The sequence below is a fragment of the Sphingomonas sp. BL-S-30 genome (genome assembly GCF_055521475.1).
Genome location: NZ_CM145481.1, coordinates 1136612 through 1161282 on the forward strand (window position 1 = coordinate 1136612; position 24671 = coordinate 1161282).

Annotated in this window: 26 protein-coding genes; 8 read left to right on the forward strand and 18 right to left on the reverse strand. The window is 65.8% G+C overall.

Annotated elements, in window-relative coordinates; all coding sequences use genetic code 11:
* Positions 1-34: 34 nt before the first annotated feature.
* The 10 genes from ACZ1I5_RS05230 to ACZ1I5_RS05275 form a co-directional block, all read right to left on the reverse strand.
* The gene (locus ACZ1I5_RS05230) at positions 35-1066 is read right to left on the reverse strand and encodes a hypothetical protein (RefSeq protein WP_465172672.1); all 1032 of its coding nucleotides are present in this window, start codon (positions 1064-1066) and stop codon (positions 35-37) included.
* 67 nt (positions 1067-1133) lie between these two features.
* Entirely contained in the window at positions 1134-2033 is a 900-nt protein-coding gene (locus ACZ1I5_RS05235) for an SDR family NAD(P)-dependent oxidoreductase (protein ID WP_465172673.1), read from the reverse strand.
* Between the two features lie 92 nt (positions 2034-2125).
* A complete protein-coding gene (locus ACZ1I5_RS05240) occupies positions 2126-2416 on the reverse strand; it encodes a hypothetical protein (protein WP_465172674.1) in 291 nt (96 codons plus the stop codon).
* Between the two features lie 102 nt (positions 2417-2518).
* Positions 2519-3211 carry a phosphate regulon transcriptional regulator PhoB gene (gene phoB, locus ACZ1I5_RS05245; RefSeq protein WP_372852268.1) on the reverse strand — a complete coding sequence of 231 codons (693 nt, stop codon included), beginning with the start codon at positions 3209-3211 and terminating at the stop codon, positions 2519-2521.
* A 13-nt stretch (positions 3212-3224) separates the two neighbouring features.
* The gene (gene phoU, locus ACZ1I5_RS05250; protein ID WP_465172675.1) at positions 3225-3911 is read right to left on the reverse strand and encodes a phosphate signaling complex protein PhoU; all 687 of its coding nucleotides are present in this window, start codon (positions 3909-3911) and stop codon (positions 3225-3227) included.
* Between the two features lie 17 nt (positions 3912-3928).
* Positions 3929-4693, reverse strand: coding sequence for a phosphate ABC transporter ATP-binding protein PstB (gene pstB, locus ACZ1I5_RS05255; protein ID WP_465172676.1), 765 nt, complete (start codon positions 4691-4693; stop codon positions 3929-3931).
* Positions 4693-5958: a phosphate ABC transporter permease PstA gene (pstA, locus tag ACZ1I5_RS05260; RefSeq protein ID WP_465172677.1), complete on the reverse strand. Its 1266-nt coding sequence runs from the start codon at positions 5956-5958 to the stop codon at positions 4693-4695. The genes pstB and pstA overlap by 1 nt, the downstream gene beginning before the upstream one ends.
* Complete coding sequence (gene pstC / locus ACZ1I5_RS05265) at positions 5955-7331, reverse strand: phosphate ABC transporter permease subunit PstC (RefSeq protein WP_465172678.1); 1377 nt, start codon at positions 7329-7331, stop codon at positions 5955-5957. Before pstC ends, pstA begins: the two co-directional genes overlap by 4 nt.
* Positions 7332-8381: a substrate-binding domain-containing protein gene (locus tag ACZ1I5_RS05270; RefSeq protein ID WP_465172679.1), complete on the reverse strand. Its 1050-nt coding sequence runs from the start codon at positions 8379-8381 to the stop codon at positions 7332-7334. It abuts the gene before it with no gap.
* A 73-nt stretch (positions 8382-8454) separates the two neighbouring features.
* A complete protein-coding gene (locus ACZ1I5_RS05275; RefSeq protein ID WP_465172680.1) occupies positions 8455-9681 on the reverse strand; it encodes an ATP-binding protein in 1227 nt (408 codons plus the stop codon).
* Between the two features lie 217 nt (positions 9682-9898).
* Between ACZ1I5_RS05275 and ACZ1I5_RS05280 the strand changes: the two genes are divergently transcribed.
* From ACZ1I5_RS05280 to ACZ1I5_RS05290, 3 genes are all read left to right on the forward strand, one after another.
* A complete protein-coding gene (locus ACZ1I5_RS05280; RefSeq protein WP_465172681.1) occupies positions 9899-10435 on the forward strand; it encodes an RNA polymerase sigma factor in 537 nt (178 codons plus the stop codon).
* A gap of 312 nt (positions 10436-10747) precedes the next feature.
* The gene (locus ACZ1I5_RS05285) at positions 10748-11542 is read left to right on the forward strand and encodes an NPP1 family protein (RefSeq protein WP_465172682.1); all 795 of its coding nucleotides are present in this window, start codon (positions 10748-10750) and stop codon (positions 11540-11542) included.
* Positions 11543-11605: 63 nt separating this feature from the next.
* Complete coding sequence (locus ACZ1I5_RS05290) at positions 11606-12130, forward strand: hypothetical protein (protein ID WP_465172683.1); 525 nt, start codon at positions 11606-11608, stop codon at positions 12128-12130.
* A 47-nt stretch (positions 12131-12177) separates the two neighbouring features.
* Here the strand turns inward: ACZ1I5_RS05290 and ACZ1I5_RS05295 are convergent, their stop codons facing one another.
* Positions 12178-12591, reverse strand: a complete 414-nt coding sequence (locus ACZ1I5_RS05295; protein WP_465172684.1) for a nuclear transport factor 2 family protein — start codon at positions 12589-12591, stop codon at positions 12178-12180.
* Positions 12592-12757: 166 nt separating this feature from the next.
* Here ACZ1I5_RS05295 and plsY point away from each other — a divergent pair, with 166 nt between their 5' ends.
* Positions 12758-13420, forward strand: coding sequence for a glycerol-3-phosphate 1-O-acyltransferase PlsY (gene plsY / locus ACZ1I5_RS05300; RefSeq protein WP_465172685.1), 663 nt, complete (start codon positions 12758-12760; stop codon positions 13418-13420).
* 32 nt (positions 13421-13452) lie between these two features.
* On the opposite strand, the gene ACZ1I5_RS05305 is transcribed toward plsY, so the two are convergent.
* Both ACZ1I5_RS05305 and ACZ1I5_RS05310 read right to left on the reverse strand, forming a co-directional pair.
* Positions 13453-13830 (reverse strand): hypothetical protein, encoded by a 378-nt coding sequence (locus ACZ1I5_RS05305; protein ID WP_465172686.1) that lies wholly within the window; start codon positions 13828-13830, stop codon positions 13453-13455.
* Positions 13827-14501, reverse strand: coding sequence for an HAD-IA family hydrolase (locus ACZ1I5_RS05310; protein ID WP_465172687.1), 675 nt, complete (start codon positions 14499-14501; stop codon positions 13827-13829). Before ACZ1I5_RS05310 ends, ACZ1I5_RS05305 begins: the two co-directional genes overlap by 4 nt.
* 110 nt (positions 14502-14611) lie before the next feature.
* Between ACZ1I5_RS05310 and glmU the strand changes: the two genes are divergently transcribed.
* Genes glmU through glmS form a run of 3 tightly spaced genes read left to right on the forward strand, consistent with a single transcriptional unit; the run spans position 14612 to position 18124 of the window.
* On the forward strand, positions 14612-15970 hold the full coding sequence (gene glmU / locus ACZ1I5_RS05315) for a bifunctional UDP-N-acetylglucosamine diphosphorylase/glucosamine-1-phosphate N-acetyltransferase GlmU (protein ID WP_465172688.1): 1359 nt from the start codon (positions 14612-14614) through the stop codon (positions 15968-15970).
* A complete protein-coding gene (locus ACZ1I5_RS05320) occupies positions 15967-16278 on the forward strand; it encodes a hypothetical protein (RefSeq protein WP_465172689.1) in 312 nt (103 codons plus the stop codon). The genes glmU and ACZ1I5_RS05320 overlap by 4 nt, the downstream gene beginning before the upstream one ends.
* A 22-nt stretch (positions 16279-16300) precedes the next feature.
* Positions 16301-18124, forward strand: coding sequence for a glutamine--fructose-6-phosphate transaminase (isomerizing) (gene glmS / locus ACZ1I5_RS05325; RefSeq protein ID WP_465172690.1), 1824 nt, complete (start codon positions 16301-16303; stop codon positions 18122-18124).
* A gap of 155 nt (positions 18125-18279) precedes the next feature.
* Here glmS and ACZ1I5_RS05330 read toward each other — a convergent pair whose 3' ends face one another.
* Positions 18280-19152, reverse strand: a complete 873-nt coding sequence (locus ACZ1I5_RS05330; protein WP_465172691.1) for a PhzF family phenazine biosynthesis protein — start codon at positions 19150-19152, stop codon at positions 18280-18282.
* A 130-nt stretch (positions 19153-19282) separates the two neighbouring features.
* Between ACZ1I5_RS05330 and ACZ1I5_RS05335 the strand changes: the two genes are divergently transcribed.
* On the forward strand, positions 19283-20872 hold the full coding sequence (locus ACZ1I5_RS05335; RefSeq protein WP_465172692.1) for an FAD-binding oxidoreductase: 1590 nt from the start codon (positions 19283-19285) through the stop codon (positions 20870-20872).
* On the opposite strand, the gene ACZ1I5_RS05340 is transcribed toward ACZ1I5_RS05335, so the two are convergent.
* From ACZ1I5_RS05340 to ACZ1I5_RS05355, 4 genes are all read right to left on the reverse strand, one after another.
* Entirely contained in the window at positions 20847-21164 is a 318-nt protein-coding gene (locus ACZ1I5_RS05340) for a hypothetical protein (RefSeq protein ID WP_465172693.1), read from the reverse strand. The genes ACZ1I5_RS05335 and ACZ1I5_RS05340 overlap by 26 nt on opposite strands.
* A 131-nt stretch (positions 21165-21295) precedes the next feature.
* Positions 21296-22372, reverse strand: coding sequence for a hypothetical protein (locus ACZ1I5_RS05345; RefSeq protein WP_465172694.1), 1077 nt, complete (start codon positions 22370-22372; stop codon positions 21296-21298).
* Positions 22369-22785 (reverse strand): DUF4383 domain-containing protein, encoded by a 417-nt coding sequence (locus ACZ1I5_RS05350; protein WP_465172695.1) that lies wholly within the window; start codon positions 22783-22785, stop codon positions 22369-22371. Before ACZ1I5_RS05350 ends, ACZ1I5_RS05345 begins: the two co-directional genes overlap by 4 nt.
* An 81-nt stretch (positions 22786-22866) precedes the next feature.
* A complete protein-coding gene (locus tag ACZ1I5_RS05355) occupies positions 22867-24630 on the reverse strand; it encodes a serine hydrolase domain-containing protein (protein WP_465172696.1) in 1764 nt (587 codons plus the stop codon).
* Positions 24631-24671 lie beyond the last annotated feature (41 nt).

Here is a 24671-nt window from a genome sequence, read left to right on the forward strand (position 1 = left end):
TGCCGGGGGCAGTTTGGCTTGGCAGGTTCTTGCGTCAGGCGGTGGCCATTGCCCCGACTGGCGGAAGTTTTTCACTCAGGCTGCCCAGCGTGCCGACGACGAGCCGGCGCATCGGGTGCCAGAAGGCGGAGAGCGTCAGCAGCGCCGAGCCGATCACCAGCGCGGTGAAGGCCCAGGCCAGTTCTACCGCGCCCGCCGTAAGGAACAGCGAGTACATCGCGTACAGGACATAGGCGAGGCTGGAGACCAGCAGCGCGCGACGGTCGACCGCGAGCGCGACGAAGGCGAAGACGAGGTAGAGCACGAGCACGATCGCCGCGATGTCGAGCGTGATGGTCTCGTTGAACACGCCGAGCATGTGGAACACCGGATGCGCGATCAGCGGTGCAGCGGCGAGATGCAGCCAGAAGGCGACGTCCGAGCGGCGCGTGCGGCGCTCCCGGTCCGACATGTCCCACCACATTGCGAGCGCGAACACGGCAAGGCCGCCGGCGAGCAGGATCGGATAGATCGCGTCCTTCGCCGCCGGAATCGCCGCGAGTGTCAGCGCCACCGCGACCGCGACCAGGGCGGCCGCGCCGGCCGCGACGGTGATCGGCACCATGAAGCGCTTCCAGTGCACCCATGCCGCGCCGGCGGCGACCAGGCCGATGCCGGCGCCGATCACTGCATTGGTACGGTCCGAGAGGTCCGGGTCGATTTCCACCATGACGCCGATCAGGGTCGCGGCGACGCCGCCGACAAAGGCGATCAGCAGCAGGATGCTGGGCAGGGCCATGCGGCGCTGCCGGGTGAAATATTCCGCGAGCCCCCACGCGGCGATGGCAACGAGTGCGCCGGCGAGCGGCTTGAAGACCGACTGACCGATCCAGGCCAGCGCGACGAGCACGAGCCCGACCGCGATGGCGACGAAGATGTCGTTGAACCCGCTGAGAAGCTTGAAATGCTCCTCGTCCACCGCCGGTGCCGAATGGCTCCGGGCGACATGGCTGCGCAGGGCCGCGGCAGCTTCGCGGGAGATGGCCCCCGCCGCTACCGCGTCATCAAGATCGCTCTCGCTGTACATGGCATTCCTCCTGTTGTTGCGGGAGGAATATCACGAGTGTATTGCCATGGCAATACAGTGCTACAGCTCAGCCGCCCTGAAGCTTCCTCAGGATCGACATGGCCTGTTCGCCACCGGATTGCGGGGTCATCTCGCCGGTGCGATCGACGATCTCGCTCCAGTGCGCCGCGATGCCTTCGGGGCTGAGCTCGTCGCCGGTCAGCAGCTTGCCCTGGGTCAGGGTGACATAGGCCGCCTGGAACACGCCCGCGCCCGCGCCGACGATCATGTTGGTCGGCGCATCCTCGGACACGAGATAGAGCGCGGCGGGAACGACCTTTTCCGGGGCGAAGGCCTGGAAGGCCTCGGGCGGAAACAGGTCCTCGGTCATGCGCGTGCCTGCGGTCGGGGCGATCGTGTTGACCTTGATGTTGTTCTTGGCGCCTTCGAGATAAAGCGTCTTGGCGAAGCCGGCGAGGCCGAGCTTGGCGGCGCCGTAATTGGTCTGGCCGAAATTGCCGTACAGTCCGGTTGACGAGGCGGTCATCAGGATGCGGCCGTAATTCTGCTCGCGCATCGTCTCCCACACGGCCTTGGTGACATTGGCGGAACCGATCAGGTGGACGTCGACGACGAACTTGAAATCGGCCGGCTCCATCTTCGCGAAGCTCTTGTCGCGCAGCACGCCGGCATTGTTGAGCAGGACGTGGACGCCGCCCCATTTCTCCTTCGTCTTGGCGACGAGTTCGACCATGTGATCATATTCGGTGACGCTGCCGCCATCGGACATGGCTTCGCCGCCGGCCGCCTCGATCTCGGCGACGACCTTCAGCGCTGCGTCGGAATGGCCGGTGCCGTCGCGCGACCCGCCCAGATCGTTGACGACGACCTTTGCGCCGCGCTTCGCCAGTTCGAGCGCATAGGCGCGGCCCAGGCCGCCGCCTGCGCCGGTGACGATCGCGACACGGTCCTTGAAACTGATGGTCATGCGGGCGCTCCCAAAGATGATGGAGCGCTTCCTATTCTATCGCACCGTCAAGGCAAGTGGTGGCGGGCGCTTCCTAGCGCCCGCCCGACATATCAGCGTCCGCCGCGCTGCATGCACTTGTCGAACTGGCCGCGCTTGCAGATCGGGTATTTCGCCAGCGGCGGGGGCGCGGGGAAGGCCTGGTCGGGCGAAGGCGCCTGGACGAAGGTCGGCTTCACGCCCGGCTGCGGCGTGCCCGACAATGCCGGCTGGCTGGGCTGATAGCCGCCGACCGGATCGGGTGTCGTCGCCGCATCGGTGGTGGCTGCCGTCTGCGGGGCGGGCGTTTCCTGCGCCACCGCCGGCATTGCGACCGCAAGAGCGGCCAAGAGCATGAGTTTCATCACTGTCTCCTGCATTTTCAAGCGCAGGCTGTCGCCCACGCCCGCCCCAAACGCGCGGGCGGGCGCATGGCTCCACTGTTTCGCACCCGATTCGACGCTGGCCTAGGCCCCCGAATCCAGTGCGTAGCCGGCAGACCGGACGGTCCGGATAATATCCGGACGGTTCGTCCCATTAATCGCCTTGCGCAGGCGGCGGATGTGCACGTCGACAGTGCGCGATTCGATGTCCGAATCATGCCCCCACACCGCATCGAGCAGGCGCTCGCGCGAGAAGACCCAGCCCGGATGCTCGAGGAAATGCTTGAGCAGGCGGAACTCGGTCGGGCCGAGCGGCACGACTTCGCCCGCGCGGCGGACCTTGTGGCCGACCGTGTCCATCTCGACATCACCATAGGTGAGCTGCTCGCCCGCCAGCGCCGGCCGCACGCGGCGCAGCACCGCGCCGACCCGCGCCACCAGCTCGCGCGGCGAGAAGGGCTTGGTCACATAATCGTCGGCGCCGGTCTCGAGCCCGCGCACACGATCCTCTTCCTCGCCGCGTGCGGTGAGCATGATGATCGGCACGTTCGCCGTCTCGGGCATGCGGCGCAGGCGGCGGCACACTTCGATCCCCGAAAGCCCCTCGACCATCCAGTCGAGCAGCACGATATCGGGGGTCTGTTCCTTGGCGAGCAGCAGGGCTTCCTCGCCATCCGGGGTCTGCTTGACCTCGAAATCCTCGCGCTTGAAATGATAGATCAGGAGTTCGGCAAGCGCCGCATCATCCTCTACCAGCAGCATTTTCGCTCGGGCCATCGGTCTTGCTCCTTCAGATCGTTTCGATCGTCGCGCGGTCACGCTCGGCCATGTGCGTGCCCGTTGCGGCATAATATACCATTTCGGCAACATTGGTCGCGTGGTCGCCGACACGCTCCAGATTCTTGGCAATGAACAGCAGGTGGGCGACCTGGCCGATCGTCTTCGGGTTCTCCATCATGTGCGTCACGAGCACCCGGAAGAGACTGTTGTAGAAATCGTCGACTGCCTTGTCGCGCTCGCACACCGAGACCGCAGCCTCGGCATCGCGCGCGGCAAAGGCGTCGAGCACGTCATGGACGAGGGCGGCGGCGAGCGTGGCCATCGCCGGCAGCACCGATAGCGGCTCGATCTCGCCATGGCTGTCGATCAGCGGCACGCGCTTGGCGATGTTCTTGGCGTAATCGCCGATCCGCTCGACCACGCCGGCAATCTTCAGCGCCGCGACTACCTCGCGCAGGTCGACCGCCATCGGCGCGCGCAGCGCAATGATGCGCACGGCAAGCTGCTCGACCTGCATTTCCAGCGCGTCGATCTTCTTGTCGTCGGCGACGATCTTCGCGGCGCCTTCCAGGTCGTGCCGCTGCAGCGCCTCGATCGCCGAGCCGATCGCCTGTTCGGCGAGCCCGCCCATCTCCGCGATCAGGCCGCGGAGCTGCCCGATATCGTCGTCGAAAGCCTTTACCGTATGTTCGCTCACTGAATATGTCCCGTGGCTCAGCCGTACCGGCCGGTGATATAGTCCCTGGTGCGCTCCTCGCGCGGGTTGGTGAAGATGTCGGACGTCGCACCATATTCGATCAGCGTGCCGAGATGGAAAAACGCCGTGCGCTGCGACACGCGCGCCGCCTGCTGCATGTTGTGCGTCACGATCACGATGGCGTAGCGGCCCTTCAATTCGTGGATCAGCTCCTCGATCTTGGCGGTGGCGATCGGATCGAGCGCCGAGCAGGGCTCGTCCATCAGGATCACTTCTGGGTCGACGGCGATGGCGCGGGCGATGCACAGCCGCTGCTGCTGGCCGCCCGATAGCGCCGTGCCGCTGTCCTGCAGCCGGTCCTTCACTTCCTCCCACAGGCCGGCGCGCTTCAGCGACTGCTCGACGATGCCGGTAAGCTGGCTCTTGTTCGATGCGAGGCCGTGGATGCGCGGGCCATAGGCCACATTCTCGAAGATCGACTTGGGGAAGGGGTTGGGTTTCTGGAACACCATGCCGACCCGGGCGCGAAGCTGCACCACGTCCATTTCGGGCGCATAGATGTCCTCGCCGTCAAGCCGGATGTCGCCGGTCACCTTCGCGCTGGCGACGGTGTCATTCATCCGGTTGAGCGTGCGCAGGAAGGTCGATTTGCCGCAGCCCGACGGGCCGATGAACGCCGTCACGAGATCCTGGTCGATGTCGATCGACACGTCGTTGATCGCCTGCTTCTTGCCGTAGAAGACGTTGACGTGGTTGGCCGTCATCTTGAGATGTTGAGTCATTACCAGCGGGTCTCGAATTTGTTGCGGAGGTAGATCGCGACGCCGTTCATCGCGAGCAGGAAGACGAGCAGCACGATGATCGCCGCGCTGGTCTTCTCGACGAAACCGCGATTGACCTGATCGGACCAGAGGAAGATCTGCACCGGCAGCACCGTCGCGGGATCGGTCAGCCGGTCGGGCGGGGAAGCGATGAAGGCGCGCATGCCGATCATCAGCAGCGGCGCGGTCTCGCCGAGCGCGCGCGCCATGCCGATGATCGTGCCGGTCAGGATGCCGGGCAAAGCGAGCGGCAGCACATGGTGGAACACCACCTGCACCGGCGAGGCGCCGACCGCGAGCGCGGCATCGCGGATCGAGGGCGGCACGCTCTTGATCGCGTTGCGCCCGGCGATGACGATCACCGGCATCGTCATCAGCGCAAGCGTGAGGCCCCCGACCATCGCCGCCGAGCGCGGCAGATGGAAGGTGTTGAGGAACACTGCCAGGCTAAGCAGGCCGAAGATGATCGACGGCACCGCCGCAAGGTTGTTGATCGAGACTTCGATCAGGTCGGTCCAGCGATTCTGCGGCGCATATTCCTCGAGATAGAGCGCGGAGAGCACGCCGATCGGGAAGGCCAGCAACAGGGTGACGATCATCGTGTAGATCGATCCCTTCAGCGCGCCCCAGATGCCGACCATGGTCGGGTCGGTCGAATCCGCTTCGCGCAGGAAGGACAGGTTGAAGCCGGTGGTCAGCACACCGGCCGCCTTCAGCTTCGCCACCTGCGCCTCGGCCTCGGGGAATCCTTCACCCTTGGCGGCGATGTCGATCGCGTCCGAGGCGGGCACCGCGATCGTCGCCCGGCCGCGCAGCAGCGTCGGATCGGCCTTCACTGCGGCGCGGACACTCAACCATGCGCCGTCGGAGATCAGCCGGTCGCCGTCCTTGCCGAAGGCGGCGATCGCCGCGCCATCGGTCGCGCCCTGAATGCCGGCCCCGGCCAGCGCCAGGTCGGCACCCGGACCCGACAGCCGCGTCGCATCAAGCGTCAGGCCGGCTTTGGGAAAGTCGACCGGCAGCTTGATCTCGGTGCGGCTGAAGCCGCCAATGCCATTCGCCAGCATCGTGGCGAGCAGGAAGACGAGGAAGCCCGCCGACAGCAGCACGGCCGCGAGCCCGAGCAGCTTGAACCGGCGTTCGGACCGATAGCGGCGGCGGATGCGGCGCTGCATTGCCTCGGCACGCCAGTCGGTCGGTGCCTTTTCGGGCTGGAGACTATTCATTCATAGGCCTCCCGATACCGTTTCACGACCGTGAGCGCGACGATGTTGAGCAACAGCGTCACGATGAATAGCGTCAGTCCCAGCGCAAAGGCGGCGAGCGTCTTGGGGCTGTCGAACTCGGCCTCGCCGGTCAGCAGGTCGACGATCTGCTTGGTCACGGTCGTCGCGCTGGCGAAGGGGTTGAGCGTCATGGTGGCGACGCCCGAGGCGGCCATCACCACGATCATCGTCTCGCCGATCGCCCGGCTGACCGCAAGCAGGACGCCGCCGACAACGCCGGGCAGCGCGGCGGGCAACAGCACCCGGCGGATCGTCTCGGACGAGGTCGCGCCCATGGCGAGGCTGCCGTCGCGCATCGAGGAGGGCACGGCCGCGATCGAATCGTCGGCCATGGAGGAGACGAAGGGGATGATCATCACCCCCATCACCAGACCGGCAGCGAGCGCGCTTTCCGACGACGCCCAGGTCACGCCGAGCGACACGGCGAGATCGCGCACCGCGGGCGCCACGGTCAACGCGGCGAAATAGCCGTAAACGACGGTCGGCACGCCCGCCAGGATCTCGAGGGTCGGCTTCATCCAGGCGCGCACGCGCGGCGCGGCATATTGAGTCAGATAGATCGCGCTCATCAGCCCGAACGGGATCGCAACGATCATCGCGATCACCGCGCCGATGAAGAAAGTGCCCCAGAACAAGGGCACCGCGCCGAGCGCCGAGCCGGGATCGTTGGCCGGGATCACCTGCGGGCTCCAGTGCGTGCCGAACAGGAAATCGCCGATCGGCACCATGCGGAAGAAGCGCGCCGATTCGAACAGCAGCGACGCGACGATGCCGAGCGTCGTCAGGATCGCGATCAGCGATGCGGCGAGCAGCAGCACCATCACCACCCGCTCGATCTGGGTCCGCGCGCGAAAGGCCGGGCGAATGCGCGTAAAGGCCCAGGCGCCTGCCGCGAACGCCAGCAGCAGGGCGGCGGCGCTGCCGATCCAGTCATAACGCTTCTGCGCCGAGGCATAGGCCGGCGCGAGCGTTTGCGAGAGCGGGTTGAAGGTACCGAAGCTCCGCCCGGCGGCGAGATTGCGCGCCTCGGACAGGACCGACGCGCGCTCGAACCGGTTGGCCGGCAATTGCGCCGCGGCGGGCGTTTCCAGCACCGCGTCAGTGACGAGCGCCGGGGACACCGACGACCAGATCGCGAGAAACAGGGCGGCCGGCAGCACCGTCCACATCGCGACATAGGTGCCATGATGCGACGGCAGCGAACTGAACCGCGCGCTGCTGTCGCGCCGGAAGCTCACGGCGCGGACGCGCGCGGTCAGCCAGCCGATCAGCCCCAGCCCGGCGATCAGGAAAAGAAGGGCAAGGGCCGACATCTAGTGGAGCTTGCTCGGGTCGAGCAGAGTCTCGTGCTTGATGATCGATACCGATTGCGCGCGAACCTCTGGCGGGGAGGCAATCAGCCCGCGCCTCACCAGTGGTCCGCTCGGGTTCCACAGCTTCGAATATTCGACGAGGAAGCGGCGCAGGCCGGGGATCGCGTTGAGGTGCGCCTTCTTGACGTACAGGAACAACGGACGCGATCCGGGATAGCGATCCTGCGCGATCGTCTCATAGGTCGGTTCGATGCCGTTCAGCGGCACGCCGTTCACCTCGTCGCGATTTTCCTCGAGATAGGAATAGCCGAAGATGCCGATCGCGCTCGGGTTGGACTGCAGCTTCTGGACGATCAGATTGTCGTTCTCGCCGGCATCGATATAGGCGCCGTCCTCGCGCACCCGGCTGCAGACCTTGTCGTAAGCGTCCTTGTCCGTCTCTTTCAGCGGCTTCATCGCGGGTATCGCGGTTTCGCAGCCCTTGTTGAGGATCAGCTCGGTCAGCGCATCGCGCGTGCCGCTGGTTGCGGGCGGACCGTAGATCTGGATCGGCGTCGCCGGCAGCGCCGGATTCACCTCGCGCCAGGTGCGCGCGCTGTTCTTCGCTCCCATCGGGCTGGCCGCCATCGCCTTGAACAGGTCGACCGGGGTCAGCTGGAATTTGGGGCCATTGTTTGCCTCGGCAAAGGCGATGCCGTCGAGCCCGACCTGGATTTCCAGCAGGTCGCCGGCACCGTTCGCCTTGCAGGTCGCATATTCGGACGCCTTCATGCGGCGTGATGCCGCCTCGATATCGGGATGCGCGGCGCCGATGCCGGCGCAGAACAGCTTCATGCCCGCGCCCGTGCCGGTCGATTCGATCACCGGCGTCCGGGCGTTGGGGCTCGAGTTGATGAATTGCTCGGCCACCAGGGTGGTGAAGGGAAAGACGGTCGACGATCCCACCGCCCTGATCTGATCGCGCGAACCCGCGCCGCCGCCATTCGCCTGGTCCTCACAGGCCGAGAGGGCGAGCGCGCTGAGAGCGAGAATCAGGGTGGTCCGTGTCACGTGGAGCGTTTCCTCGGGAGCAATTCCTGAGTCGCGCTAGCAGCGCGATCAACGCGCCTGTGTGACAGTTGCGTTACCGTTTGATGACACCCGCTCCGTGAGCGGGAAGCAGCACGGTCACGGTAGTGCCCTTGCCGACGATACTGGCGATATCGAGGCGTCCGCGATGCCGCTCGACGATATGCTTGACGATCGCCAGACCCAGGCCGGTGCCGCCCGCCGCGCGGCTGCGCCCGGCGTCGACCCGGTAGAATCGTTCGGTCAGCCGGGGGATATGCTCGGGCGCGATGCCGTCGCCTTCATCGGCCACGCTGATCCGCACCATGCCCGTCTGGTCGCGCCACAGCCGGACCGACACCGGTGCGCCGGGCCGGCCATATTTGATCGCATTGCCGATCAGATTGTGGAGCACCTGGCTCAGCTGCGCGCGGTCGCCGGCGACGGCCGGCACGTCCGCGGCGATATCCGCCACGATCTCGTTGCCGCGCGCATCGCGCGCGTCGAGCAGTTCAGTCCGCACTTCGCCGATCAGATCGCGCAGGTCGACCGCGCTGTCCGGCAGCCGGTATTTCTCCGCCTCGATCCGGCTGAGCGAGATCAGATCCTCGACCAGCCGCTGCATCCGCCGCGATTCGTCGAACATGATCTTCAGGAAGCGGCTGCGCACGGCCCTGTCGGCGCCGGCCTCTTCCTCGAGGGTTTCGATATAGCCGAGGATCGAGGCGAGTGGCGTGCGAAGTTCGTGGCTGGCATTGGCGACGAAATCGACGCGCATGCGCTCGGCGGCATAATTTCCCGTCTGGTCGATCAGATGGACGATGCGCTGGCCGCCCGCGGCGCGCCCGACATGCATTTGCCAACGCTGATCGAGCGTGCCGAGCCCGACCAGGTCGATCGGTCCCTGCGGCACGCTGCCGGCCGGGCCGGCAAGCCGTTCCGCGGCGGCAGGATGACGGATCGCAAGGCGTACATCCTCGCCCACGATATGTCCGCCAAGCAGCGCACGCGCCGACATGTTCGCATGAGTGACGCGGCCCTGGTTGATGATCAGCACCGGCTCGACGACCGCCTCGATCACCTCGATGATCTCCGGCACTGCGGGGGCCGTCGGGTCGGTCTTGGCGTTCGATGCCTCGGTCGTTTCGTCGCCCGCGCCGGCCGCGAGCAATGCGGCGGCGATGCCGCCGACCAGGGTGACGAGCGTCGCCGGGACGTCCGACGAGATCAACAACACCGCGCCCGCCGCGACGATGGCGATGACGATGGCAGTGACTGTACGATGGCCGAACCCGGTGAGCATTGTCGCTCCTCTACCCATTCCTCTCCGGCCCGGCCAGCCTTGCTCGCCGCGTCATTCGGTCATGCGCGATGGCGGCGCGGTCATGTTGGCGTCATCCAGCTTTCACCGGGCAGGCTTACCTCACTCACGGCGCGGCGACGACTCGCGCCCGGAGGGACGCGGCAATGCAGCTATCAGCGATGCCGCCCAAGCCGCGCTTTGCGCGAGACGCGATCCGATGAACGAGATCCCCTCCTTTCGACGCCGTAACGTCGCGCTCAGTGAAGAGATCGCGCTGCGCGAGGGGCTGAGCCGCTTCATCGGAAATCGCCTGCGCGACCAGGATGCGCGCGAGGACATCGTCCAGGAAACCTATCTGCGCTATTATGTCTATGCCGAGCGCCGATCGGTCGCGAACGTGGCGGCGCTGTGTTACGCGATCGCGCGCAACCTGATGCATGATCATTTTCGCCGCATGCGCGCGGCACCGCCCTCGGCGGCGCTGTGCGATACGATTGCTTGCGACTATCCGCGCGCGGATTCGGTGCTCGATTACCGGCAGCGGGTGACGATTCTCGTCCAGGCGTTGCGCGCGATGCCGCCGCTGCGCCGCGAAATCTTTCTGCGCCGCCGGTTGGACGACATGCCGATCGCGATCATCGCCGCCGACCTGGAGATGAGTCGCGCCGCGATCGAGAAGCATTGCACGCGCGCGGTTGCCGATCTGCGTTTCGCGCTAGAACAGCGGGGCCTGCCGGCCGGGGCGCGGCCGTAACCTGACTCGCCGGCGGCGCGACATGCCGCGCCGCGCGAGAAATCTCTGTCCGGATCGTCGCGCTTTTCCGTCTTCTCCTGTGAGGACGCGCGGTGCCGGTGCCCAGCGACCATGAGAATTTCCAGACTCGCCTTCCGCGACATTTTCGACCGCGGAAGTGAGTGCGTGCGGTGTGCGTATCACCTTTCTGCAACGGGAGATTGTATGGGAAGCCTATTTCAAACGGCATGCGGATCGCATGACAAAAGGTCGCGAGGGCGCATCGCTGCCTCGCCGGTTCGGGCCTGGTTGGGCGCAGCCATCGGGGCTTTCATGCTGCTGAACGCCGGATCGGCACTGGCGCAGGGATGGCCGGCGCCGGTCGCGCCGCTGCCGGCACTGGCAACGGCGCTGGACAAGCGGTTTCAGCCCGCGGTCGATTTCGATACGGACGTCTGCTTCAACGTTTCGGCCGTCAACAGTTCGGGCGGCATCAGCGCGGGCGCTTCCACCTACGCCACCCGGCCGCCGGCGTCGTGCCGCAACGCCAATTACCTCAGCCAGAGCAACGTGTATTCGCGAAGCCGCTGCAACAACGGCTTTTGCGCGCGTGTCTACAGCTATTTCTGGCAGTCGGACTTTTCGCACGCCTATGATTGGGAATCGGTTATCGTCTGGACCACCGACCAGGGCACCGGCAGCACCGTGGTGGGTGTCACGCGCGGCGATCATGGCGGGTGGGACACCCGCGCCACGAGCGGCGGCCAGCTGCGCTTCGTCAGCGATTCCAGCGGCCAGCACGTCAAGATGGTCTATCATTACGAGACCTGGGGCTTTTCCCATCTCTGGCGCTTCTCCAAGACCGATAATGGCGACGAGCCGCCCGAGAACGGCACGGGCAGCTGGGTGATCCAGCCGCTGGTGAGCTGGAAGGGCTATCCCTCGATCAGCGTCCGCGACACCGTGTCGAACTTTAATTTCGCCGGCACGAATTTCGACAACAAGGAGTCCCGCTTCTCAGGCGTCCTGGCGGCTGCGTTAAACACGAGCATCACGCCGGGGTTCAATCCCAACCTCGATTCCGGCACCGATTCCCCGGGCTGCCCGTCCGGATCGACCATCTGCTAACCTGGTTCGCCCCGCGCTGGATCCGGCGCGGGGCGGATCCGTCCAGGCTCCACCGGAGTTCGCATGCCACAGGACAACGAGAAGTCGAAGCGGGGATGGTTGCCTGGATATGGGCTGATCGCGGCCGTGCTCGCGGTTGCGGTCTTCTGGTGCGTCCGACAGGCTTTCGAGACCAGCCGGGCGCCGGCGCCCGAAGGTGTCGTCGTGGTCCAGGCGCCGACTCCGGCGCCCGGCATTGCCGCGCCGTCATCAAGGGCAGTTCAGGCGCATGGGCCAGATCTTCCCGCGGCGCGCGAGATAGCGGTCGCGCATGTGCGCCAGGCCTATCCCAGGCTTTTGGATGTGGCGCTGGGATGCAGCGTCGACGAGTGCGCGCTGACGGCAACGATTCCGCCTCCGACCGGCGATGACGATGTGAAAAAGCGGGAGGAGCTGTTGCTCGGCGGGCTCGCGGCCACCCTCAGTGCCGATGGATACAGGATGCTCGGGCCGGTTCGGATGGACGAGATCGACGACAGTAAATTCCGTATTCGGGCATCGATACCGCTGGAGGCGAAACCGGCGGGACACATCGGACAAGGCTCGTAGTTCCAACGGGCCTCGGCTTGATGCGAAGGCCGGGCTGATAGTCCGGGTCATGCGTCACTGCGGCGATCAGGAAGGTGTGCCGGAGCAGCCGGATCGACGAGATGGGCACGCGACGCCGCGGGTTCGAAGGGGTCGGCGAAATATTGCGTTTCCCGGGCGACCAGGCCCTTGTCGAACTCCATGATACTGACGGCATAGGAGGGAATGCCATCATAGCTGAGCATGAATTCCGTAACCCATAGATCCCCGTCGCCGACGATCCGGTTGACGGTGAATCGTTTCCTGTTCGGCTGAAGATACCGGCTCTCCCGGATATTGCGCCGACCGCGAATGCGCTCGCCCGATTGGGGATAATGCAGCACCGCGTCTTCGTGATAGATATCGTGCTCGGCCTCGAAATCGCCGGCGTCCGAAGCCTCCCAATGGCGCTCCAGCGCGAGGCGCAGGCTTCGATCCGTCATCTCAAACTCCCCTGTGCTCTTGGCGGCCAGCTGAGAGATGTGGGCGCAATACCGGCGTGACTCAATCCTGTCGGGAAAGCGTGGACGGTGTGGAATCGGCCGGCCCGGATGCCGTATCGTAGGGTACGAAGCTGGTATAAACCGGTTGGGACACGGAGGACTCTGCATGGCAGCCTGGATCGCCTACAATCTTCTCGCAGGCGTGGTCGCCTATTTGTGCGGCGCGATTCCTACGGGATATTGGCTGGGGAAGCTGCTTCGGGGCATCGATATTCGAGAACATGGTTCCGGATCGACGGGTGCCACGAATGTCCTGCGAACCCTGGGCAAAGCGCCGGCCCTGGCCGCGTTGGTGATCGACCTGCTCAAGGGCTTCGCCGCCGTCGCCTTTGGCTATTGGTTCTATTCGTTGTCGGCGGTCATGGCCGCCAAGCCGCCCGTTATCGACATGAGCGCGTGGCTGCCCTGGGCGATCATGGCCGTGGCGCTGTTCGCCATTGTCGGACACAGCCGGTCAATCTTCATCCGCTTTACCGGTGGCAAGTCGGCGGCGACTGGCCTTGGCGTGCTGCTGGCCATTTCATGGCAAGTAGGGCTTGGTGCGGCGATCGTCTTCGCCGTCGTGCTGGCGCTGTCGCGGATTGTGTCGCTGAGCTCAATCCTGGCGGCACTTGCCGCATTCGTCCTCATGCAGGTGTTTCACCAGCCGGTGGCCTATATTCTTCTGGTGGCGACAGGCGCGGCGTACGTCATCTGGCGTCACCGGGCGAATATCGGCCGCCTTCTGGCGGGCACGGAGCCACGATTGGGCAGGCGGAAGCCGGTTTGAAAACGCGAAGCGGCTCGAGGAAATGTCTCGGGCTATAGCGGAAAAATCTGGTGATTCCGCTTGGCGATGGCGCGTCGGACGGGTGCTGCGAGAAGGAGCACCAGGATGACGATCATGGTATCCGCGATCCAGTCCTTGATGTCGCAATCGCGGTGCAGCGCCGGGATCGATTGCACCAGCTCGATCATCGCGCCGAAGAAGGACAGGCGTTCGGCGATCCGCAACAGCGGCGTCTGGAGATAGCCGGCAGCGGCGAGCGCGGCGAGCGTGCCGAAGGCCAGCATATGTTCGAACTTGTCGCCGAACTGATCGATCGGTGTGTGCGGCGGTTTGGGCAATACCGCCATGACCACCGCGAACAGCAACGCCCCCCAAAAGGCCAGCCGGGCCAGCATTTCGCGATCGATCAACGAGCCATCCTTTCAAGCGTGGGAATCAGGTCCGCATAGCTGTCGATGATCGCATCCGCACCCAGATCCTCCACAGGTCCCAGCAGGAAACCGAAGCTGACCGCAATGCCCGGCACCCCGGCATTTTTCGCTGCCTGGATGTCGTAGCTCGTATCGCCGACAAACGCCGCACGGCCGCCGCCGTGGCGCCGGATCATCTCGTCGATCGGAGCGCGGTGTGGCTTGGCGAAGCCCTTGCCCATGGTGTCGCCGCCGATCAGCGTATCGAAGCGGTCGCGCAGGCCGAGTTCGCTCAGCAGCTTTTCCGCTAAGCCTTCGAACTTGTTGGTGACGATGGCGGTCTTCACGCCCATCGCCCGCAATGCCTCGATCGCCTCGACCGCACCGGGGAAGGGGCGGCTCTCCACCGCGATATGCGCTTCGTAATAAGCGAGCAGCAGCTTGTAGAGGTGGCGGAACTCCTCCTCGCTGCACCCGCCGGTTGCCGCCAGCGTTCGCTCCAGCATGATCTTCGCGCCGGCGCCGATCATCGGCTTGACCTGTTCGATGGTCAGCGGCTCTCGCCCGGCCGCGGCCAGCGTATGGTTCACCGCCGCGCGCAGATCGCCGATCGTGTCCAGGAAGGTTCCGTCCAGGTCGAAACCGACGATATCGAATGAAAACTTCGTCATGGCAGCCGCGCCTGCCAGCGGCACTATGGAATTGGCAAGACAATCATGGCAGGGCCGGCCGGGTAATGCCGTTTTTTCGTTCCGGCTCGACGGAATAGGGTTCAGGTACCGTGACCAATCGACCCATCGCTGCCATCATCCTTGCCGCCGGCAAGGGCACGCGCATGAAATCCGACCTGCACAAGGTGCTCCATCCGATCGCCGGGCGGCCCATGCTGCTGCACCTGATCGACAGCGTGTCGGCGCTGAAGCCCGGCCGCACCGTGGTGGTGACCGGTGCCGGCCGCGAGCAGGTCGAGGCAGCGGTTTCGCCGCTCGGCGTGATGACCGTGGTGCAGGGCGAGCAGCTCGGCACCGGCCATGCCGTGCATCAGGCCGAGGAAGCGATAGGGGGTTTCGCCGGCGATATCCTGATCCTCTATGGCGACGTGCCGCTCGTCACCACTGCGACGATGGCGCGGATGCTCGAACGCCTGCACGGCGCCGATCAGCCGGCGACGGTGGTGCTCGGCTTCCGCCCCGCCGATCCGGCCGCTTATGGCCGGGTGATCGCCGATGGCGATGGCCGCATCGAGAAGATGGTCGAGTATAAGGACGCGACCCCCGTGGAGCGCGCCGAGACCTTGTGCAATTCCGGGCTGATGGCCGTGCGCGGGGAGGATCTGTTCGCGCTGCTCGCTCTGGTCGGCAACGACAATGCCGCGGGCGAATTCTATCTGCCCGATATCGTGATGCTCGCAGCCGAGGATGGGCGCGCCTCGGCGGTAATCGAGACGGATGCGGCCGAGGTGGCCGGCGTCAACAGCCGGGGCGAGCTGGCCGCGGTCGAGGCGAGCTGGCAGCATAGCCGCCGCGCGCGCGCCATGGCCGAAGGCGCGACCCTGATCGCGCCCGAGACGGTATGGTTCGCCTATGACACGCGGATCGGCCGCGATGTGGTGATCGAACCCAATGTGTTTTTCGGCCCCGGCACCAGCATCGCCGATGGCGCCACGATCCACGGCTTCAGCCATATCGAGGGCGCGACCGTAGGGCCCAAAGCCGAGGTCGGCCCGTTCGCCCGCCTGCGCCCCGGTGCGGTGATGGGCGAGAAGTCGAAGGTCGGCAATTTCGTCGAGATGAAGAAGGCGGTGCTCGGCGCCGGCGCGAAGGCCAGCCACCTGACCTATCTCGGCGATGCCGAGATCGGCGCGGGCGCGAACATCGGGGCGGGCACGATCACTTGCAATTATGACGGCTATTTCAAGTACAAGACCATCATCGGCGAGGGCGCGTTCATCGGATCGAACAGCGCGCTGGTCGCCCCGGTGACGATCGGCGCCGGCGCGATGGTCGGTGCCGGATCGGTCATCACCGCGGATGTCGAGGCCGATGCGCTGGTGGTCGCGCGCGCGAAACAGGAGGCCCGGCCGGGCCGGGCGAAGCGATTCCGCGAGGCGATGGCCGCGCGCAAAGCCGCGAAGACATGAGCGATCGTTATGCCGGCAAACCCTTTCTGAAGCTGCTCGATTGCTATGTGCTCGAGGCGATCGGCGCGCTCGACCCCGCATCGCAATCCATGATGACGGCGATGGAGCCGAAGCTGCAGGAAATCTACCAGCGGCCCGGCACCTGGCTGGAGATCGTCGAGGCGGAAATGGAGTTCCCCGAGACGATGCCGGATGAAATCCACCGGATCTGGGAAAAGGGGCGGCCTGCTTTTGTCGCGGCGAACGGCAGCGAGCCCGACCCGCTGATATTTACATGGACGTTCGTCGACACCAACTTCGCGAACTGAGCTCTGTCTAAAGGTACTCTCTATGTGCGGAATCGTCGGAATCGTCGGCAAGGACGCGGTCACGGACCGGCTCCTCGACGGGCTCAAGCGGCTCGAATATCGCGGCTATGATTCAGCCGGCATCGCGACCGTGCATGACGGCGTGATCGATCGCCGCCGCGCCTCGGGCAAGCTGGTCAATCTCGTGAATGTACTGGCCGAGGAACCGCTGCCGGGCCGGACCGGCATCGCGCATACCCGCTGGGCGACGCATGGCGGGCCGACCACCAACAACGCGCATCCACACGCGACGAACGAAGTTGCGCTGGTCCACAACGGCATCATCGAGAATTTCAAGGCGCTGCGCGACGAGCTGATCGCGCGGGGCCGCCATTTCGACAGCGAGACGGATACCGAAGTCGTCGCCCATCTGGTCAGCGAGAAGGTCGAAAACGGGATGAAGCCGGCCGAGGCGGTCGCCGAAGTGCTGCCGCGGCTGCACGGCGCCTTTGCGCTCGCCATCCTGTTCCGCCAGCATCCCGAACTGCTGATCGGCGCGCGCCTCGGCTCGCCGCTCGTCGTGGGCTATGGCGACGGGGAGACCTATCTTGGGTCCGACGCGCTCGCGCTCGCGCCGCTCACGCAGCGCATCTCCTATCTCGAGGAAGGCGACTGGGTCGTCATCACGCGCGAGGGCGCGCAAATCTACGACCGCGACAATGAGGCGGTGGAGCGGCCCATCACCATTTCGGGCGTCACCGGCGAGCTCGTGTCCAAGGGCAACCACCGGCATTACATGCTCAAGGAGATTTACGAGCAGCCGATCGTCGTCGCCCAGACCCTGCGCTCCTATCTCCAGCGCATGGAGGAGCGGGTCACGCTGCCGATCCCGGAATTCGACCTGAGCACGATCAAGCGAGTCACCATCGTCGCCTGCGGCACCAGCTTCTACGCCGGCATGGTCGCCAAATACTGGTTCGAGCAGTTCGCGCGCGTGCCGGTCGATCTCGATGTCGCATCGGAATTCCGCTACCGCGAACCGGTGATGGAGGAGGGCGGCCTTGCCCTCTTCATCAGCCAGTCGGGCGAGACGGCGGATACGCTCGCGGCGCTGCGTCACGCCCGGGCCGAAGGGCAGACGATCGCGGTGGTCGTCAACGTGCCGACCAGTTCGATGGCGCGCGAGGCCGACCTGTTGCTGCCGACTCACGCCGGGCCGGAGATCGGCGTGGCCTCGACCAAGGCCTTTACCTGCCAGCTCGCGGTGCTTGCCGCGTTCGCCGCCAATCTGGCGCGCGCAAAGGGCAAGCTCGATGCGGCGGCCGAGAAGGCGATCGTCAAGCATCTTGCCGAAGCGCCCGCTGCGCTGAATGGGGCGCTCGCCTATGACGAGTCGATCGAGGCCATGGCGCATGTCATCGCTGGTGCGCGCGACGTGCTCTATCTGGGGCGCGGCACGGATTATCCACTCGCGCTGGAAGGCGCGCTGAAGCTCAAGGAAATCAGCTACATCCATGCCGAAGGCTATGCCGCAGGCGAGATGAAGCACGGCCCGATCGCGCTGATCGACGAAAATGTACCGGTGATCGTGATCGCCCCGTCGGGCCCGTTGTTCGAGAAGACCGTGTCGAACATGCAGGAAGTACAGGCGCGCGGTGGCAAGGTCGTGCTGATCTCGGACTATGACGGTGTCGCCGCGGCCGGCGAGGGGTGCATGGCAACCATCACCATGCCCAAGGTCCACCCGCTGATCGCGCCGTTGGTCTATGCGGTGCCGGTGCAATTGCTCGCCTATCATGTGGCGGTGGCCAAGGGCACGGATGTCGACCAGCCGCGTAATCTCGCGAAATCGGTGACCGTCGAATAGAGGGACTCGTCCGCCAACCCACTGCTTCCCCGGCGAAGGCCGGGGTCCAGTTGGGGGACGATTATGGTTGGCGTTGCGCGCCGTTACATCAACCGTTCCAACTGGGCCCCGGCCTCCGCCGGGGAGGCAGAAGGGGAGGGCGCCGGCCTATCGCGCTACAACGACACCTTCCCGCGGAACACACTGACGCAGCGCCCGCAGACGCTGGCGCGTATGCCGTCGTCGGCACGCCAGGCGCGCAGCGACAGCCGGCTTTCCCGCCCCATCTCGACGCCCTGCACCGCCTCATAGGCAAGCGTCTCCTCGCCGGAGAGCGACAGGCGGAGCGCCGCCAGCGTGGCATTGGCGCTGCCCGTCGCCGGGTCCTCCCAGGTGCCGGCGAGGGGCGCGAACATCCGCGCGCGCACCCCCGCACCGGACAGCGCATAGAGGAAGATGGACAGCCGACCCTCAAGCTCGGGCCGTGCATCGGCCAGGCGCCGATAGGCGGCGATATCGGGTATGGCTTTGGCCAGCGCTTCCGGCTCGGCCGCGACGATCACGAAATCGACGCCGACGGTCGCGCGGGTCGGCGGATGCTCCGTCAGCACGATCGCTTCCCTGGGCAGGGAAAGACACGCGGCGATCTCCGCCGTCGGCAAGTCGCCCTTCAGGCTCAGCGGCTGCGGCGCATCGATCTCCGTGCCGCTGTCGCCCGTCAGGCGAACCTCGACCAGTCCGGCAATCTCCTCGAACCGCAAGATCGGCCCCGTCGCCAGCCCGAGTTGCGCCAGGACATAGGCCGTCCCGACATTGGGGTGGCCGGCAAAGGGCATCTCCGCCGTCCGGTTGAAGATGCGGACCTGCGCCGTATTGGCCGGGTCGGCCGGCGGCAAGACGAACGAAGTCTCGCTGTAATTCATCTCGGCCGCGAGCGCCTGCATGGTGGCGGTGTCGAGTCCGGCGGCGGCGGGGAACACCGCGAGCGGATTGCCGCCGAAACGCCGGTCCGTGAACACGTCCACGGTGCAATAGTCGTAGTCCGCCATGGGGAATCCCGTTCGTCGCTGTCGATGAAACCGCCGCTAGCCGGATTTCCCGATCTTGTCCTGGCTGCGAAGCGCGTTGCAGGCGCCATCCGAACCGCTATCCTCCGGCACGCCGCATCGAGGAATCACCATGAAACGCAAAAAGTTGTTGATCGGTGTTTCGGTGATCGCGTTGATCGCGGCGAGCGCGACCTTCTACGCGCTGCCGCTTGCCGCCGACCCGGTCGGCGCCAAGGATTGCGGGGATATCCTGCCACCGCTTCCCGCGCTGAAGGGCAATGCGGCCAACGTCCCCGAGCCGACCTGGGCGCAGCGCGGCGGCACTGTCAACGACGCGAGCTGCCTCAGCCGCACCCCGGTGGCGGGCGTGGTCGCGGTACGGCGCGAGCAGGACGTGGCCGGCGCGATCGCCTATGCCCGCGCGCATGGCCTAACCGTTTCGCCCGCAGGCATGAAGCACAGCATGGGCGGCCATGCCTTTCGCCGTGGCGGAGTGGTGCTCGACATGAAGGGCCTGAACCGCATCGCGCTCGACCCGGCGACGCAGACGGTCACGGTGGGGGCCGGCGCGACCTGGCACGATATCCAGAAGGCGATCCATCCGCGCTTCGCGGTCAAGGCGATGCAATCGACCGACATCTTCACCGTCGGCGGCTCGATCTCCGTCAACGCGCACGGCATGGACCACCGGGCGGGGGCAGTGATGCGCTCGATCCGCAGCCTGCGCGTGATGCTGGCGGACGGCCGGATCGTCACCGCGTCCCGCGCCGAGAATCCCGATCTGTTCAGCCATATCGTCGGCGGTTATGGCCTGTTCGGCGTGCTGCTCTCGGCGGTGCTCGATGTCGTGCCCAACGATGTCTACCGCTCCGAACGCGCGATGATCGACTATCGCGCGTTTCCAAAGACCTTCACAACGCTCGAGGCCGATCCGGCGGTCGGACTGACCTACACCCATCTCTCGACCGCGCCCGGCTCGCTGCTGCGCGAGGCTTTGGTGTATAGCTACCGCAAGGTATCGGAAGACCAGAACCTCACCCGCGCGCCGCTGACCGAGGTGAGCTCGACCAGGTTGCGCCGCCTCACCGTCAATCTCGCCAAGCGCAGCAGCTTCTTCGCCTCGGCCAAATGGTGGTCCGAAAAACATATCGAGCACCGGCTGGAGACCTGCACCATCACTCGCGCCCAGGCGATGGGGGATGGGGAGGCGTGCCTCGTCTCGCGCAACGATCCGATGCACGACAGCGTCGCCTATCTGCGCAACGCCTTGCCGGCCGAGACCGACATCCTCCACGAATATTTCATCCCGCGCGACCGGATCGTCCCGTTCATCGATGCGATGCGCACACTATTCCAGCAACAGCATGCGAACCTGGTCAATGCTTCGATCCGCGCGGTCGACACCGAAAGCAATGCGCTGAGCTATGCGCCCGCGCCCGCCTTCTCGGTTGTGCTGTATCTCAACCAGAAGACCGATGCCGAGGGCACGAAGGCGATGGCGAAGCTGACCAGCGACCTGATCGACCTGACGGTGAAGCAGGGCGGGCGCTTCTTCCTGCCCTATCAGCTTCACTATACGCCGGCGCAGCTCCAGCGCTCCTATCCGCAGATCGGCGCCTTTTTCGCGGAGAAGCGGCGCTGGGATCCGGACGGGCTGTTCAGCAACAGCTGGTATGCGCGCTACGCGCCGGCGTTCAGCCCGCCTTTGTCGCGGGGCTGAAGCAGCCCGCGCCGATCCGCCCCTCGATCACCAGCCGCGCGCCGTTGCGATAGAGCGCGGCGACGAAACCGGGCCTGTCGGACCGGGCCAGGATGGCCCCGTCGCGCACCTCCACCACCCTCCCGCCCGCGGCGGCGATGGCGCGGAGTGCCCGCGCCCGGTCCCCGACCACCGCGACCTGCCGCGCCGGCCCGACAAAGGGCATGGCGAGCATGATCACCGTCCAGCCGCCCAGCACCAGCGCGACCTTCGCCGCGATGCGGAGCAGGTTTCTGGGAGTGCTTACAGCCACGGTGTCATGGCCGCGCGAAGCTACCCGTTGTGCTCCCGCGAAGGCGGGAGCCCAGACTGGGTCCCCGCCTTCGCGGGGACACAAGGAGGCTTTGTTTAACGGGGCCCCGAAATATCCGGTTCGCTTCAGCCCTAATAATCATACACATGCTCGACCGTCCCGCCGCGCGCCTTGATCGCGCGCAGCAGCGCGAGCAGCTTCGGGACCCTGGTCGAGATGCCATAGCGGCTCCAGCCGGGCCGATCGGCCAGCGGTTGGGAAATGAGCACGGTACCTTCCTCCGGCTTCGGCCCGGCCGAGGCGGGAGCAAGGATAGTGACCAGGACGTCGTCATTGCCGGAAATCTCGACGATCCCGATCCGCGAGGCGGCGAGCTTGCCCAGCAGATCGGTGAATTGCGCATAACGCGGCGCCTCGACCACCGTCATTCCGCCCGCCGCGCGGATCGGCTTGAGGCGCGGGTCGATCGCCCGGATCGCCGCCGGCGTGCCCGTCGCCACGAACCGCAGCGTGGGCGCCGCCGGGTCCATCGTCGCGCCCGCCGCCGATCCGATCAGTTTCGCATAGCCCGCCTTCACGCCATATTCGGCGCTGAGCGCAAAGCGGCGCTCATAATGCCGGAGCCGGTTCCTGCTGTCCGCCGTCCGCCATTCCCCGCTCAACGCCCTGCCGAACGGGAATTTGTACCAGGGCGTCTCGTGCATGAACCAGCCATATTCGCGCTGAACGCCGGCCGCGTAACGGTCGTCGGCACTGCGCCAGCCGCCGGTCCATTCGAAGAATTGTCCGATCAGCCGCTCATAGGCCGCCTTGACCAGCATCTCGACGGTATAGCTGATGCCGATCGTGTAGATCATCATCTTGGCGTCGCCCGCATCGCCGTCCGCCGTCGCGCGGTTGAGCGCGCAATAGCTCGACCAGAAACCGCCGATATCGCTGCCGAACGCATAGCTGCTCGGTCGCTGGCCCGCGGTCAGATGCCGGCCATAGCTCTCCGCCGAATAGACGATGTGCCATTCGGGATAGGTCAGGAAGGTCCGCGCCTCGGGCCGCCGCTCGGCGGGCGACAGGATCGGCTTGTACGGGGCGCCCGGGTCGAACCCGGCGATCGGCGACCGGCAACCGACCTCGATATAGGCCATCGGAATCAGGATCGTCGCGGCCACCACGCCGCCGATACCGATCGCGATCTTCCAGCGCCGTTTCATGCCGCCGCGGCAGGCCGCCGCGCGAGGACATAGCCCGTATAGATCGCGAATCCGCCGATCAGCAGATGCGGCAGGTTGGCGAAGAACCGGATCGTCAGCGACAGGTCGAGCGGCCCGTAGAGGAAGATGCCCCCGTCGAGATAACCGCTGCCGGTGATCAGGCCGAGCACGCCGTCGAGAAAATAGAGCGGCCCGAACAGCCGGAAATAGCCGCGCGACGCCCGGTAGGAGAGCCATGCGGCAACACCGGCCCAGATGCCGGAGGCAAGGTGCAGGCTGTCGTCGTAGAGATCGAGCTTGAACAGCCCGAAGAGATTGCCGTCCGCGTCATGGAAGCCCGGCACATAGCCGATCGCGACCACCGCGATGAAGCCGGCGAAATAGCCCCATGCGATCTTGCGTACTCGATCCATCACATCCTCCCGGCAGCGATTGTCCTATCCTGCCGTGAAGAGCGCGCGAAAGCGAACGGGAAATGACGTGAAATCGGGCGCTTATTCGATTGCCGGCAGGATATATCGGGGCGTGTAGATCTCCTGCGGCAGGTACATCACCTTGTCGCTGTAATTGCCACCGAAGATCGCGACGACGAGATCGAGCGCGGGCACGACCATCACCACCTGCCCGCCATTGCCCGCGGCATAATACGCCGGCAGCGTCCTGCCCTTGTAAGGAAGGTCGATGCCCCACCAGAAATAGCCGTAATGAAGCCCGCGCATCTCGCGGATCGGGGCAGTGGAACGCTTCGCCCAGTCAGCGCTCACGATGCGCTTTCCGTGCCAGGTCCCGCCGTCGAGCATCATCTGGCCGAGCTTCATGAAGTCGCGTGGCATGAACTGCGCGCCGCCGCCCATATAGGGCTCGCCGGTCGGCTGGACGTTGAGGGCGTAGCGGCCGAACTGCAGCGGCCGGGCGATCAGCCGGTCGAAACTGTCCTCCAGCCGCACGCCGGTCGCCCTGGCCAGAACGCCGCCCGTAAGGTTCGGGTTGGTGCTGCAATAGATCGCGGCCTCGCCCGGCGCCGAGGCCATGGGCAGGTCGAGCGCATAGCGATACCAGTCGGGCTGCGCGTCCTGGTTCTGCATCACATCCTCGTTGCCCGGCGCCTTCGGATCGCGATCGTCGCAATGCAGACCCGACGACATGGTCAGCAGATGCTCGAGCGTCATCGCGCGTTTGCGCGGCTCCAGGCCAGTGGGGAAGGTGCCCCCGTTCATCAGGCTGTAGACCGGCGTGGCAGGACTCAGTTTCGCACCATCCTGAATCGCCGCGCCGATCATCACCGCGATCAGGCTCTTCGCCGCCGATCTCGTGTCGTGCAGCTGGCTGCCATCCTGCCCGTGGAAATATTCTTCGAGCACGAGCTTGCCGTGCCGCGCGATCAGCACGCTGTGGATGTCCTGCGCGTGGACCGAATCGATCGGCGTATCGATCACCATCTGCACGAAGCGCTCGATCGTCGGCACCGACATGCCCACGGCGCCGAGCGTCGCCACCGGCCAGCCATCGTCCCGGACCAGCGGCGGGCGATAGGCATAGGGCGCCTTGCCCGGCCGGGGATGGAAATCGCTCTCCTCGCCCGCCCGCTCGAAATCATAGGTACCACCGCGCCCCGGGATGAAGACCAAGAGTATCTCATTCTCGGCGTCGTAGCTGCCGCTGGAGATCTGCACTTCCTTGTCCGCGCCGCCGGGCTTGCCGAGTAGCGTAATCTTGTCCCCGTCCCGCGTGATGTGCTGCAGGTCGACGGACCGGCCGATATTGCGATCCGGATTGCGCAGGAAGACGCGCGCGCTGCCATCGGGATGGGCATCGATCTTGAGATATAGCGTGAAGCTGTCGTCCAGCGGTCGGACCTCACCACGCCACTGGCCCGCTCCCCGTGCGACCAGCTCGACCGGGGTCAGATAGGCGGTGCCGCTCGTCACGGTGCGTTGCTGGAGCCAATGGCCGCGAATGCGCTTGCCGCCGTCAATCAGCCTGCCCCGGAAACTGCCTTCGCCGTTCGCCAGCGAGAAGGTGAGGGTATTTCCGTCCAGGGTGGCGATCGCATCGCGGCCGGCGATCTGCGCACGCCATGTCGTGCCGTCGCGGACAAGAGTGAGTTCGCCGCGCACGTCCGGGCCGAACTGCTTCTTCGCTTGCCACAGGCCGGCCAGCGCGCTCGCCTTGCCGGAATCGGCGGGGTCGGCGAGCGCCGGGGTGGCCAGCAGGGCGGTGAGGATCATGGTCGAGGCAATGGTCTTGATGATACGCATGACGGGTTCCGGACAGAAAGGGTCGCCGATCCCTGCATGGA